The 14,386-nt window shown below is 44.3% G+C and carries 12 protein-coding genes and 1 other annotated feature; of the genes, 2 read left to right on the top strand and 10 right to left on the bottom strand.

The genetic code is table 11. The features are described 5' to 3' along the window. Positions 1–147: 147 nt before the first annotated feature. From thrC to thrL, 4 genes are all read right to left on the bottom strand, one after another. Positions 148–1,428: a threonine synthase gene (thrC, locus tag R7127_RS01825; RefSeq protein WP_132936765.1), complete on the bottom strand. Its 1,281-nt coding sequence runs from the start codon at positions 1,426–1,428 to the stop codon at positions 148–150. Next, complete coding sequence (thrB, locus tag R7127_RS01820) at positions 1,425–2,381, bottom strand: homoserine kinase (protein ID WP_017635074.1); 957 nt, start codon at positions 2,379–2,381, stop codon at positions 1,425–1,427. The genes thrC and thrB overlap by 4 nt, the downstream gene beginning before the upstream one ends. Before the next feature lie 20 nt (positions 2,382–2,401). Continuing rightward, entirely contained in the window at positions 2,402–4,861 is a 2,460-nt protein-coding gene (gene thrA / locus R7127_RS01815; protein WP_256901119.1) for a bifunctional aspartate kinase/homoserine dehydrogenase I, read from the bottom strand. Between the two features lie 54 nt (positions 4,862–4,915). After that, positions 4,916–5,035 (bottom strand) — a sequence feature (Thr leader region). Continuing rightward, complete coding sequence (gene thrL / locus R7127_RS01810; RefSeq protein ID WP_074192076.1) at positions 4,971–5,048, bottom strand: thr operon leader peptide; 78 nt, start codon at positions 5,046–5,048, stop codon at positions 4,971–4,973. (Overlaps the previous feature by 65 nt.) Positions 5,049–5,471: 423 nt before the next feature. On the opposite strand from thrL, the gene R7127_RS01805 reads away from it, so the two are divergent. Further along, positions 5,472–5,942, top strand: a complete 471-nt coding sequence (locus tag R7127_RS01805; protein WP_047102035.1) for a hypothetical protein — start codon at positions 5,472–5,474, stop codon at positions 5,940–5,942. On the opposite strand, the gene R7127_RS01800 is transcribed toward R7127_RS01805, so the two are convergent. Both R7127_RS01800 and R7127_RS01795 read right to left on the bottom strand, forming a co-directional pair. Further along, positions 5,939–6,421, bottom strand: a complete 483-nt coding sequence (locus R7127_RS01800; protein ID WP_005381822.1) for a putative 4-hydroxy-4-methyl-2-oxoglutarate aldolase — start codon at positions 6,419–6,421, stop codon at positions 5,939–5,941. The genes R7127_RS01805 and R7127_RS01800 overlap by 4 nt on opposite strands. A 64-nt stretch (positions 6,422–6,485) precedes the next feature. Further along, positions 6,486–6,893: a DUF3293 domain-containing protein gene (locus tag R7127_RS01795; protein WP_005381823.1), complete on the bottom strand. Its 408-nt coding sequence runs from the start codon at positions 6,891–6,893 to the stop codon at positions 6,486–6,488. Between the two features lie 361 nt (positions 6,894–7,254). Between R7127_RS01795 and arcA the strand changes: the two genes are divergently transcribed. Next, the gene (gene arcA / locus R7127_RS01790; protein WP_005381824.1) at positions 7,255–7,971 is read left to right on the top strand and encodes a two-component system response regulator ArcA; all 717 of its coding nucleotides are present in this window, start codon (positions 7,255–7,257) and stop codon (positions 7,969–7,971) included. Positions 7,972–8,056: 85 nt separating this feature from the next. Here the strand turns inward: arcA and R7127_RS01785 are convergent, their stop codons facing one another. From R7127_RS01785 to R7127_RS01770, 4 genes are all read right to left on the bottom strand, one after another. Then, the gene (locus tag R7127_RS01785; RefSeq protein ID WP_005381825.1) at positions 8,057–8,506 is read right to left on the bottom strand and encodes a hypothetical protein; all 450 of its coding nucleotides are present in this window, start codon (positions 8,504–8,506) and stop codon (positions 8,057–8,059) included. A gap of 1 nt (position 8,507) precedes the next feature. Beyond that, positions 8,508–10,862: an aerobic respiration two-component sensor histidine kinase ArcB gene (gene arcB, locus R7127_RS01780; RefSeq protein ID WP_005381826.1), complete on the bottom strand. Its 2,355-nt coding sequence runs from the start codon at positions 10,860–10,862 to the stop codon at positions 8,508–8,510. Positions 10,863–11,099: 237 nt separating this feature from the next. Next, on the bottom strand, positions 11,100–12,845 hold the full coding sequence (locus tag R7127_RS01775; RefSeq protein ID WP_033906101.1) for a GGDEF domain-containing protein: 1,746 nt from the start codon (positions 12,843–12,845) through the stop codon (positions 11,100–11,102). Positions 12,846–12,880: 35 nt separating this feature from the next. After that, positions 12,881–13,840: a TIGR01212 family radical SAM protein gene (locus R7127_RS01770; RefSeq protein ID WP_064376568.1), complete on the bottom strand. Its 960-nt coding sequence runs from the start codon at positions 13,838–13,840 to the stop codon at positions 12,881–12,883. Positions 13,841–14,386 lie beyond the last annotated feature (546 nt).

The raw sequence follows: 14,386 nt of genomic DNA, 5'->3' as shown, positions 1-14,386 counted from the left end.
TTAGCATGAGTAGTTTTACAGGCAAAGCCGAAACGGATGATAACCACCTACTGAAGTAGGTGGTTTAGGGCTGAAAATAAAAAAGGTGAATGATTACTCATTCACCTCTCGTTATTTCTGTTTTTGATACTTACTATACTTTGAAGCTTACTGCACGCGGCGCAGTACTTGTTTCAATGCGTCAAAGTCTGCGTCGAGCTCTTCCGATAGCAGCTCCATCGCAGCGTGCTTCGCTAGTGGCGCAGGAAGGTCGATATCGGATTCTAGAATATCATCCACCACTTCTTTGAACTTCGCAGGGTGAGCAGTACATAGGAACAGACCGGTTTCACCGTCTTGCAATTGTTCTTCAAGCACTCGGTAAGCAATCGCACCATGCGGTTCGCATAGGTAGCCTAGAGCATGTAAATCTTTCACTGACTGTGCGCTTTGCTCATCAGATACTGCGCCTTTACCTAACGTCTCCAAGCCCCACTCTTTCACGCGGCACAGCTCTTCAATACGAGGCCAGTTGTTTGGTTGGCTCACGTCCATCGCGTTCGATGTTGTTGCGACTGTTGGTTTTGGCTCCCACTTACCTGTTTCTAGGTAGCGTGGCACAGTGTCATTGGCATTCGTTGCCGCGATAAAGCGCTTAATAGGTAGACCCAGTGCTTTTGCCAGTAGACCAGCAGTTAGGTTACCGAAGTTACCGCTTGGTACTGATACCACTAGGTTTTCACGCTCTTGCTTGCTCATTTGCGCAGCTGCTTCAAAGTAGTAACAGATTTGCGCCATCAAACGGCTGATGTTGATTGAGTTTGCAGAGTTCAGACCGATCTCTTCACGCAGTGCTGAATCACCAAAAGCTTGCTTAACCAGTGCCTGACACGCATCGAAGTCTCCATCGATCGCGACAGTGTGAATGTTTTTACCAAGCGTACAGAATAGCTTCTCTTGCAGTGGGCTGATCTTACCTTTCGGGTAAAGAATTACAACGTTGATGTCTTCCATACCGTAGAAAGCATGTGCAACCGCTGCGCCAGTATCGCCAGAAGTTGCCGTTAGGATAGTGATCTTGCCGCCATCCGAAACCGCAGCAAGAGATTGCGCCATAAAGCGACCACCAAAGTCTTTAAACGCAAGCGTTGGACCATGGAACAGCTCCAGTGCGTAAACACCGTCTTTTACTTGGTTGATAGGCGCAGGGAATTGAAATGCAGCATCAACAAGAGCATTCACTTGCTCTTCTGCAAGTTCATCTCCAATTAACGCCGATAGAATCTTAGTGCTACGAGAGACAAAGTCTTCTGCAAGCAGCGCATCGATATCTTCAAATTTTGGTAATTCCGATGGGAAAAATAGGCCTTGATTGCGACCTAACCCTTGGCGAACGGCTTGGCCAAAGGAAACTTGTTCATCATTTTCTTTTATATTGTAAAGCTTCATAGCTCACTTCCTGTTACTTTCGAACCCTGCTTATCTAGACGACAAACGTGGACGAATCCTTCTTCGTTTTGTACGTAGTTTTGTTCTAACCAGCGAGCAACTCGCTCAGCGACATCTTTCTCTTTGCAAATACTGAACAGTGTCGGACCACTGCCAGAAATACCGGTTGCCAATGCACCCGCAGACGCTGCGTATTGACGTGCATTCGCAAAACCTGGAAGCAGTTTCTCACGATACGGTTCTGCGATCACGTCTTTGATCATTTTTGCAGCAAGTTCTGGCTGACCAGAATGACACGCATGAATAAAGCCCGCAAGGTGGCGACCATGAGCGATGATATCTTGTCGGCGGTATTGAGATGGTAGGATCTCACGCGCTTCCGCCGTTGATACCTTGATACCCGGATACGCCATCACCCAGTACCAATCATCAAAGCAAGGCACTTCTTGACTGATGATACCCAACTCTTCAAGCATCAGTTGCACACCACCAAGGTAACATGGCGCAACGTTGTCGTAGTGAATACCACCAGAGATCTTGCCTTCCATCTCTCCCATCAGCGCTAGTAATTCTGTCTCGTTAAGTGGCTGTCCATGGAATCGGTTCAATGCATCTAATGCAGCAACTATAGAACATGCACTTGAGCCTAAACCAGAGCCAATTGGCATGTTCTTTTCTAGCGTCATCTCAAGTGGTTTTAGCTCAACGCCTTTTTTGTCTAACTCACGAGCAAACACGAGCCAACAGTCGTAGACGATGTTCTCTTTTGGTTCAGTTGGCAATTTCTCAACAAAATCACCCGCCGTTTTAAGGCTGAACGGATCAGCCCCAGATTTCACCAATACACGGTCACCCAATAGTGTGCCATCCACTGGAGACACGGCAGCCCCCAGCACATCAAAGCCAACGCTTACATTACCAATTGATGCTGGGGCATAAACCACTACATCCATATCACTTGAACTCATTATTGTTATACCCCTAGTTTCCAACCTAAAGTACGCATCACGTCAGAAAATACACCCGCAGCCGTTACTTCGGTGCCTGCACCATAGCCACGTAACACTAGTGGGATTGGCTGATAATAACGGCTGTAAAATGCCAGTGCGTTTTCACCGTCCTTGATTTTATACATTGGATCGTTTTCATCCACCGCTGCGATGCTTACTGTGCACTTGCCCTCATTAATCTCACCAACATAGCGCAGTACTTTGCCTTCTTCCGCTGCCTTTGCAGATAATTCTTTAAAGTAAGCGTCTGCTTCAGGTAAACGCGCCATAAATTCATCAACGCTACCAGAATCATCAAAGCCTGGTGGCAGAGCTTGATCAACCACAACGTCTTCTAGTTCTAGAGACATGCCTGCTTCACGAGCCAGGATCAGAAGCTTACGCGCGACATCCATACCAGAAAGATCATCACGAGGATCCGGTTCAGTAAAACCATTTTCTTTTGCGATATTAGTTGCTTCACTTAGGCTCATACCTTCATCTAACTTACCGAAGATGTATGACAGAGAGCCAGAAAGAATACCGCTAAAGCGCTCTAGCTCATCACCCGCTGAGATTAGGTTTTGCAGGTTTTCGATTACCGGTAGACCCGCCCCCACAGTTGTTTCGTACATCAGCTTGCGACGAGAGCTGCGCGCAACATCGCGAAGCTGATGGTAGTAAGCCATGCTTGCTGTGTTTGCTTTTTTATTTGGTGTAACGACATGGAAACCAGCTGCTAGGAAATCAGCGTATTGGTTCGCGATATCTTCACTTGATGTACAGTCAACCAATACTGGGTTGATGATGTGGTTACGTTGAACCAAAGAAATCAAACGCGCTAGGCTGAACTCTTCTGTCGCTGCCGACATACGATCACGCCAATGCTCGAGTGGCAGACCTTCACTATCAAGTAAAAGACCTTTGCTGTTTGCCAAGCCACACACGCGAATAACGATGCCTTTTTCCGCAAGCTTCGCCTGTTGACGCTCGATCTGATCCACCAGCTCACCACCAACGCCGCCAATACCAACCACGAATACGTCTAAGAAGTGCTTAGAGTTGAATAGGTTCTCATGACACGCTTTTATTGCTTCAGAGATTTTATCTTCAGGAATCACGGCTGAGATTGCACGCTCAGATGAGCCCTGTGCGATGGCTACAATGTTTACGTTCACTTCAGCAAGAGATGAGAAGAAGCGAGATGCAACACCGCGCGATGTACGCATGCCGTCACCAACCAACGTTATGATTGAAACATTATCAATAAACTCGACCGGCTCTAATAAGCTATCTTTCAGTTCCAACTCAAACGCATCGGCCAGTACTTGTTGCGCTTTTGCTTTATCTTCTGCCTCAATACAGAAGCTAATGCTGTACTCAGAAGAAGACTGAGTAATAAGAACAATAGACACACCAGCGGAAGACATTGCGCCAAATACGCGGCTTGCCATGCCAACCATACCCTTCATACCTGGGCCGGAGACGTTAACCATGGTTAGGTCGTTTAGCGTCGTGATACCTTTGATCGCCAGATTGTCTTCACCAGTGTCTTGCCCAATCAGAGTTCCTGCACCTTGTGGGTTAAAGCTGTTTTTGATCAGACATGGGATGTGGAACTGCGCGATAGGAGCAATGGTCTTCGGATGCAAAACGGAAGCACCGAAGTAAGAAAGCTCCATTGCTTCTTGGTAGCTAAGAGATTTAAGTAAGCGAGCATCTTCCACTAAACGAGGGTCGCAGTTGTATACACCGTCTACGTCAGTCCAGATCTCACAACAATCTGCGCGCAGACACGCCGCAAGAACCGCCGCCGAATAATCAGAGCCATTGCGACCAAGTGTTACCAATTCACCTTTCTCGTTACCTGCGGTAAAACCAGGCATGATATTCACATGGCCCAGAGGAAGAGGGTTTTGGCGGAAGTTTTGCGTTGAAACATCTACATCAACCATGGCTTCAAGGTGATCACCTTTTGCGTATAGGTATTCAACTGGGTCGATAAGATGTGCTGGCTGGCCTTTGGCTTCTAACACCGCTTTCATCAATTGAATCGAAACGCGTTCGCCTTTGCTAATAATACGTGCATTAACATTGTTTGGGCACATGCCAAGAAGATTGATGCCATGAACGAATTGGCGTAATCGAGAGAGAGAAGTTTTCACTTGGTTATCGAAAGCTGAACCATCGATATTGGGTAGTACTGCTTGGATTTGAGTGAAGAGCGTTTTAAACGACTCCTCCAACTCTTTGATTTGTAGTTCTGCTTCACCATTGCGCAATGCGCCTTCAATGACCGCAACCAATTTGTTTGTTGTTTTACCAGGAGCGGAAAGAACAACCGCTACTTCTTCTTGTTGAGCGTTATTGGCAATAATGTCTGCCGCTCTCAAAAAGCGATCTGCATCAGCTAGTGATGATCCGCCAAACTTCAATACTCGCATCCCTTCCTCCGGTATATCTTCTTAAATTTGTCTAAATTCTGGATAAAAAAAGCATAAAAAAAGGCCTGTATCTTGTTGGATACAGGCCTTTTTTGTGAATTTCTTTCGCTCAGCAGCCTGCCCCAACATGTGTCGTGTCGGTAATAATAATGGTCGTGGTCATTACTACTAGGCTGTTAGATGGCATAAATAAATATTCAACGTTAATTGTGTTTGCTTAACTCTACGTTTACCGAGTTTCTGATACATAGTCAACAAAAAATTGTTTGTTTTTCCATCTTTCAGAGATTTCTGCTAATCAATGTCATTGATATTTATAGTTAATTACACATTATTGATCATTTGAAAATCTACAGTTAGTTTTTGTAAAGGACTTAACCATCATCACCAGTTCGGTTTTTTATCTAATAACTAGTCTGATCTTTGCCATAAAACGTACGATCAAATAATTCGAGAGGGTTGTGACACATAACAACAACTTAACTGTGACTTATGTTCATAGGATCGAATTATTTAGAAAATAGGTGAGCTAGCTTTCATATTCTATGCTTTAATAGTGAGAAGCTTTGGGCGCATACTAATAAAAAAGTTGACACAAGGAGTGGTGAACATGAAAAGATGGCTTTTTCTGTTGCTGTTTTTTGTGCCTGGTGTTTGTCTAGCAAACGAGCTTCCGCCGCTTCCAGGTAAAACATCCCCTTCTCCTCATAAACTATTCATTTCCAGCGACAGTTATCAGTCTGACAGTTTTGATGTTTGGAATATCGATACGGGTTACGCTTACGAACTTTTTGATTCGGTAGACGTTTATGTCGGTGCACGAGTCAATAACTCTCCTACCCAAAATCAAAGTGGTTTTTTGAGTGGGATCAGCTATCACTTTAATGATCGTGTCACGCTGAAAAGTACAGTTCGCTCTTACAAGAACGAAACAGCGGAAGGTATTCGCCAAGACGACAGTAGCCTCGCGGCTGAAGTCTCAAGTCGCGTAAAAATTACCGATAAACTGGATCTTCACGCGACTCTTGATTACCAAGATTGGCAACAAGGCTTTGAGGTTGGTTTAGGCTTTCGTTTTTAGAAGTCCAGCTTTTGCTTAGAAATCAACACACCGTTCCAGTCCGCGTAAACGTAGTGCTTAGGTTGAACGATTTGGTTTTGCATCGTTAAGGTTACGTTTACCTCTCCTATCCCGCGTTTCTCTGTTTTAAACGGGTTAGTTCCAAGAGCTTGAACGCCAATGTCCATTTGAGATATTTGTGCTACGTCGCGTATTGCACCATAGACAATGATACCTTCCCACCCATTTTCTATTCCGAGTATCGCTAATTGATCGCCGAGTAATGCTCTCTGACACGATCCATGTCCGTCAACAATCAATACTTTACCCGTTCCATCTTCGCCCAGTACTTCACGCACTTTCGAGTTATCGTGATAGCAGCGCACCGTAACGATTTCACCGTAAAAAGCGCTACGTTGACCAAAGTTCTGCAATGGTAAAGTAAGCAAGCTCACTTGGTCTTCAAATTGGTCACAAATATCGGGTGTAATGTCTCTCATATTTCCTCCGTGAATTTTCTCACCCAAGCGGTGCTTCAGTGAGCAGTATCCTTTTCTATACCTTCTATACGAGCCGAGGTTTAATGGAGCCTAACGTATGAAAAACTTTCGGCTGCGAGCACGCAATAAGATAAAGTTGGTCATTAATGACGTAATAAATCGCGTTTTGTTGAAAGTCACTCGCCAATTCAACGGCTACCTCTGGCGACAACTCGACGGCAAAGCTTTCCTCATACCATGTAAAAGCGCTATCACCTACCGTGACAGGCGCGTAATTAACGTGCTGTAGCTGTTTTTCTAACGCGTGATTGTTTATGCTGTTCTCTTCTTTGGACCTCAAGTTACTGTATGGGTTCCAAGCGGTTATCACAGCATAGTTTGAAACACGCCACTCGGCTTCGAATCTGAAAAAAGATTCTGAATAAGCATTCCATAACGATGCGTCTATGTTCTTATTACTTTTTTCTATCATAAGTCTTAAACGATTAATAACAGTTACATTTCATCAATTGATATAAATCAACAAACTGAATGGAATTAACATTTGAGCATTGTTAGCATGCTGTTAACAATATAAAATCCGCTCAATATCTTAGGGTGTTTACGTTTCAGGCCCCACTGAAAGCAGGAAATGAAAGGTAAACAAGCCCTTTAGAATAAACGTCGCCATTGGATACTGGTGAGTTGGCAAAATTCCATGGAGGGCGGATAACTGAAAGAAGTGTTTTTTTGATCAACTTGATTTATTATCAAAATCACATTACCTGTATGTTATATTTTTGCCTAGAATTTATTCTATTAGCACAATTTTGTCACAAATTTAGGTACCGCCAATGCAAACCCCGCAGATTCTTATCGTTGAAGATGAGCAAGTAACTCGTAACACTCTTAAGAGTATTTTTGAAGCAGAGGGATACGCTGTTTTTGAAGCCAGTGACGGTGAAGAGATGCACCAAGTGTTGTCTGATAACTCAGTCAACTTGGTTATTATGGACATTAATCTTCCAGGCAAGAATGGCCTTCTACTAGCGCGTGAATTACGCGAGCAAGCGAACATTGCTTTAATGTTCCTGACAGGCCGTGACAATGAAGTAGACAAGATCCTAGGTCTTGAGATTGGTGCAGATGACTACATCACTAAACCATTCAACCCACGTGAACTAACTATTCGTGCACGTAACCTACTTAGTCGCTCAATGAGCTCTAACGCGGTGCAAGAAGAGAAGCGCTCGGTAGAAAAGTATGAATTCAACGGTTGGGTACTAGACATCAACAGCCGCTCTCTAGTAAGCCCTGCTGGTGATAGCTACAAGCTACCTCGCTCTGAGTTCCGCGCATTACTGCACTTCTGTGAGAACCCGGGTAAGATTCAAACTCGTGCAGATCTTCTTAAGAAGATGACTGGTCGTGAACTTAAGCCACACGACCGTACTGTAGACGTAACGATTCGTCGTATCCGTAAGCACTTTGAGTCTGTTTCAGGTACGCCAGAAATCATCGCCACTATCCACGGCGAAGGTTACCGCTTCTGTGGCGATCTAGAAGATTAGATTTAACCGCTAATATGCAAAGGGCTTGCTCATTGAGCAAGCCCTTTTTGTTTTAGGTCTAACGACTAATGCAACATCATTGCGGTTAATAAACCTTGTTAATCTTCACGTACTTTTCGACTAACCAACGCTGTTTACCCGCATCGTCTAGAAGCACTGCGATATCAACCGATTTTTCTGTGTTCACATCAATGTGAGACGAGAACGCCACCTCCCATCGGCTTTCACTGTGCGTTCGAGTATCTAAAGACGCACTGTCCACCAACCACTCTTTTTGCCCCTGTTTAATAATAAGAGCTTCTGCCGTTAGATTTGCAGGAAGTAACTGATCTCCTTCGAGGTAAAGTGCACCTTGAATACTTTGCTCTTCCACGTCCCCAATATTCGGCATGAGGTTCACCCATAAATTACTTTTGAGCTCAACATTAACCTCATTAATCGTAATCTGACTGTTTTGTTGCCAATTCACATTTGGAACGGAACTACAGCCTGCCATCAATGCCATGGCTAATGCCAATGGTGCGATTCTTTTCATGTTATTTCCTTTGTTCCAACCAACTTTTGAGGACTTGAATATCGTTTTGGTATTCATTTTTGATCTCTTCAACCCAGTCTGAAATGTTTTCCCACCATGCTGGCATATCAGGCGATTGCGCTTTTTGCGCCACACTTTGGATACGTTTCAGGCCAATTGAACCTGCAGCACCTTTGATTTTATGCGCTTCAGAAACAATCCCATCTTGATCTTTCGCTGTCATGTTCGAATCTAAGACATCAATATAGTCTGGCATCATATCTTCAAACATTTTTATGCTGTCGTAGACAGGTTTTGCACCAACAATGTCGACGTAAGACTCTAACATATCCATATCGAGCAAATGTGTCTCAATCACAGGAGAAGGGACTGGCTCTTCCACTGTTTCGGGACCGCTCACCACTTCCTTAGGTTGTTCTAACTGGTGAGCGAAGAACTTATCAATCACTGACTGAATAGCATTCACTGCCAGCGGCTTACTGATCGCATCATCCATGCCGTTATCTAAGTATTCACGACGATCTTTCATTACATTAGCAGTTAAGGCGACCAATGGAGGAAGATTGTTATAATGCTTGCGGTAATAATTGGCGACATCAAAGCCCGTCATATCAGGCAGTTGGATATCCAACAACGCTAAGTCGTATTTTTCTGGCACAAAGTTCACTAACGCTTCTTGGCCCGTCATTGCCACGGTGACAGAGTGCCCTAGGCTCTCAAGTAACGATTTAGCCACAGTTACGTTAAGCTCGATGTCTTCGACCATAAATATGTTGAGGCGCACATTGTCGCGTTTCGCATCAATGACTGGCTCAGCTAGTTCAACAATCGGAACGTGGATCGATACAGTAAAAGTGCTACCAAAGCCTTCCTCACTGGTAACCGTAATGTCACCATCCATCATATTGATCAGTTGCTTAGATACCGCCAAACCAATACCTGTACCGACCGCATGCAGGTTGTCCTTGCCTGATTTCACTTGGTAGTACATCGCAAAGATCTTATCTAGCTCTTCGTCTGGAATACCAATACCTGTGTCTTCCACTTCCATAATAATGGTCGCAAAATCGTCTTCGACATCCGCACTCACTGTCATCACAACGCCACCTTCTTTGGTGAACTTCATTGCGTTGCTGACTAGGTTCCAAATCACCTGACGTAGACGGGTTGCATCCACTTCAATTGCTTTTGGCAAGTCGCTTAAACGTTCTAAATCAAAGCGTAACCCTTTTTGTTCCGCCATCAGAGCTGAGATGCTCTCAATCTCTGCGACGAAGTCTTCGAAGTTAAGTGGCGCAGGTAATAGTTCTAACTTACGGCGATCAAATTTATCCATATCGATAATATCGTTGAAGATGTTACCTAGCGTAATCGCACTCACATTGATGGTCTGCATGTGTTTACGCTGCTCTTCTGTCAACGGACTATCTAGAAGCATACGACTTAAGCCTACAATGCCATTCAGCGGCGTTCGCAGCTCATGACTGATGGTTGAGATGAAGGTAGTTTTGTCGCGGCTTGCTTTCTCTAACGACTCTTCATGGCGCTTACGTTCAGTGATATCACGACCGAACCCAACGAGACCAAGGTGGCGGCCATCTTTGCTGTAAAATGGCACTTTACGCAGCTCAAAGTAATGCTTGCGACCATCTGGGTATTCGAGCCATTGCTCGTAAGTAATTGCTTGATTATCGGCAAAAACCTTTTGGTCAGTATCAACGATATGCTCGGCGATTTCTTTGCTATACACATCCCAAGGGCTTAATCCGACTAACTGGTGCTCTTTCTTGCCCGTTAGCTCTTCCATCGCGCGGTTACAGCCAGAGAAAACACCATCCGCATTGCGGTAGTAAATTAAGTCTGGTGAGGCATCAATAAATGAACGCAGTAATGCGGTACGTTCTGCCAACTCTAATTGAGTACGTTCGCGTTGGAACACCTCATTTTCGAGGTCTTGCATCGCCTCTTCACGTGCTTCTTCCGCTTTAATACGCTCTTCAATTTCTTGGTTAAGCTTTTCAATGTTTTGTTGAAGTTGGTAATTCAGCTCTTGATCTCGCGAACGCATGTCCTTCAGTTTGGACACCAGCTTAGTTAAACGCTGGCGAGACTCTTCTAGTTGATCTACAACCACAGAGAGGAAGTAAACCGCCCAAGGGGTGATCAATAGACCAAAAAACACCGAACGGACAATGTCGATATCATCTACTCGCCCTTTGAGAGCTAAAGTAATCCCTACCTGCACCACAACAGCTAATGCCACCAGCGCAAGGGCTAGCAAAATAGAGAAGCGAACAATCCCCAGTTTGACTAGCAAGTCGACATAATACTGGGCGAGATTTTTCATGGGTTTCATTAACTACTCCATGGTGGTGGCTAGATAGCGCCATTCGATGATGAAAAACAGGTAAATGCACTCGACCTAACGCAATTTAGGTCTGTTTGATTAGTGAAAAACACACGGTGCGATCTGCGCTTGTGACACGAGATAAAAAGATAAACCAACGAGCGCACAGGCTTGTGTAAGTTTAACGTGTTTAATACGGTGATTTAAACAATCAGCTATCAACTTAGAGCAAGCGGTCACAAAGCGTTAGCAAGAACTGGGGTGAATACAAGTGCGATTACGTCCATCAGCTTTAGCTTGATATAACGCACTGTCAGCCATAGCGATGCCCATTTCGGGTTCATCACCATGCTGAGGAATGTAAGAGACCAGACCGATACTGACGGTAAGGCGTTCAGATGCTTCTGAACTGTCGTGTTCCATATCAAGCTGTAGAATTTTCTCATGAATACGCTGTGCTACGTTGCGCGCACCTTCCGTGGTGGTATTCGGCAAGATAAAACCAAACTCCTCGCCACCATAACGCGCAACACAATCCGAAGAACGATTGATGACTTGTGTAAACACGGTAGCAACACTGACTAACGCTTCATCACCTTGTTGGTGACCGTAACAGTCGTTGTAATCTTTGAAAAAGTCGATGTCACATAACATGATGGTGAGCGGCAGCTTTTCTCTAGCATGGTGGTACCACAATACCTGCAGTTGTTCATCGAAACGGCGTCGGTTCGATACTTGAGTTAAGCTATCCATAAAGCTCAATTTTTCTAACTCTAGGTTGGCTTTTTCCAACTTTTGTTCTGCAAGATAACGCTCAGAAATATCACGCGCCATGATCAGCACACCATTCGTTCCTGATGCTTTATCTTTAAAAGGCGATTTCACCACATCAAACCACGTACTTTTACCATCACTACTCACGACTTTATCTATGTATCGAACTGGCTCTAACTGGCGTAATGCTTCTAAGTCACTGTCTGCTAAGCGCGCGTACATCTCTTTAGGAATCACGTCTTGGAGGCGCTTACCTATCAAATCAGAAATTTTTGAAATTCCTAACGCCTTAACAAAAGGCTGATTACACGCTTGATAGACCATGTTCTCATTGAAAATACCAATAGAGTCCGGACTGGCATCCAGAATCGTTTGTAAGATAGTATCTCTTTGCGCTAGCGCCACCTCTGTATCTTTGCGACGCTCCATTTCATCTCGCAGATTCTGTTGCATCTTGTGCCATTCAGTCACGTCATGACTAATAGACAGCGTACCGATAAGCTCACCACTCGGCGAAACAAGAGAGTTTTGATTGACTTCCAGTAAGCAACTTCGACCTTGTGGATCCGTTGTCCATTTACGTTCGCTTTTTCTGGTCATCTCACCCAAGGTCTTGGATGCGCAAGCTTCTTCCCTTCGCCCTTGCCAGAATTGATCAAATGCTCGATTGGTCGTTAACAGATTGCCTTGGCGGTCTTGGGTACAAATCAGCTCTGAAAGTGAGTCTAATGCCGAACGTGCGATGATTAATTGTGCAAGTTCTTGTTGCTGCTCTTGGTGAGTGGCTTGATATGGCTGAGCATAAAGAATCCAAACTCGATGATTGCGCAATAAACTCTTTCTGCCTGACAGCTCCACTTTAATAGATTCACTATCAGATAGTCGCCAGTCAAAAGCCTGCTGACGAAAATGACGACTAGAGAAGCGATCGAGAAACTGCTCAAGCTCATGAATATCGAATAAAGCAGGATACAAATACCCCGTTCCCAAAGAGCGAATGCCTAATAACTGCATCGCAGCCTGGTTAGATAGCAAGAGCTGAGCATGGCTAGTGTCCACCACTATGACTGGATAGGGAGAATCCGTTACTAGTTGCTTAAGTGACGTCTGAAAGTGCAAATAGATCAGTGCTAACGCGCACACGCCTGCGATTAATAACAAGACGACATAGCCATAACCGCCTTGACCACCCCAAAGCCAATTGAGTAACTGATCCATCGTTTAAACCTTCAAAGAACACTGGTTAAAATATATCAGTTATTTATTGAGCGATCTGCTATTAATTCCGGTTTAGTATAGATAAAGGTATTCCCCGTAAGACTCCCTTGAGCACCATGAGCACTGAGATCTCGACCAATTTCCGTCATCGCTAGCCAACGGTTTTCACACCACAGAGGCGATAATAACGTGGGCCTCCTGACTGCTGATGAAACGCGATGATAAATCACATCTGGTGGTGTCATACGAATCATTTCACTGGCGATCGCAACATATTCTTCTAATTCAGGGGCTTCTAGCTTTCCAGCACGCCAAGCTTTCGCCATGGTGCTACCTTCGACAATATGCAAGCCATGTAACTTGATGCCATCCGTTCCCACGGCCAACACTTTTTGCAGCGTTTCAATATTTTCGGCGCGGGTTTCTTTGGGTAAACCCACAATTAAGTGAGTACAAACCTTGATTCCGAGTGTTCGAGCACGCTTAGTGATTTCGGCATAACACTCAAAGTCATGACCACGATTGATACGTTTGAGGGTGTCATTGTTGGCGGTTTGAAGACCTAGTTCTAGCCAAATTTCATAACCTTGCTGTACATAGCCCGACAGTAAATCCAATACCGCATCAGGGACGCAATCAGGACGCGTCCCCACACAAAGACCAACCATGTCTGCAGCCTTTAGTGCTTCCTCATACATGTTTTTGAGAACTTGTACCTCGGCATAGGTACTGGTGTAGGCCTGAAAATAAGCGAGATACCTCTTCGCTCTGTGAATTTCACCTGCGCGATCTTTTAACTGTTCGTGAATGCTTTTTATCTGGACTTCTTCATCTGCAAACGAAGCAACATTGCAAAATGTACATCCTCCCCGACCAATCGTGCCATCGCGGTTAGGGCAACTAAATCCACCGTGCAATGTTAACTTATGAACCTTTTCACCGTATCGACGCTGAAGATCTTGGCCGATTGTATTGACCAACTCATGTAACTGCATAAATTCTCACCAACAATAAATCGTAATCAATCTCACTACGATCTGTGTAAATAAATTACATCCCTGCAAGAAAAAACACACAATATTAATCAATTCAAACACCCATCATGCGGGTCAAAATCAATAAACTTGCATAATTAAAGACAAAAATCGTTCATGTTGCGTAAATGTTAAACTAAAAATGCATAATTAAACGAAAAAATTGGGTCACAACGCCGAGTTTTTCATTGCATTCTGAAGTGACAAAATTGTAGGATACTTACACAACCCCGTTATTTTTGTGACTTTTATTACAAAGCACACTGCGGGATTTGTCGGTGTTATCCCACTCCTACCTATATAAATCACCAGATAGTGATAATAAATAAAGGGATACCACCAAGGATTGTTTTTCTCGCAAAACTTTTCCTGCGAGATACGGAAAGGAATCAAGACCGGTCAACCTAGATCGGTGGCGATAATAAATATAAAGGACAAGACGTAATCAATAGTCTAGGTAGTATTTGCTGCCCGGTACTTTTGCGTCGACATTGAACTGGAAGGATG

The sequence above is a fragment of the Vibrio sp. 1159 genome (assembly GCF_033340395.1).
Classification (GTDB): Bacteria; Pseudomonadota; Gammaproteobacteria; order Enterobacterales; family Vibrionaceae; genus Vibrio; species Vibrio alginolyticus.
This window is presented reverse-complemented; position numbering and strand designations above follow the sequence as displayed.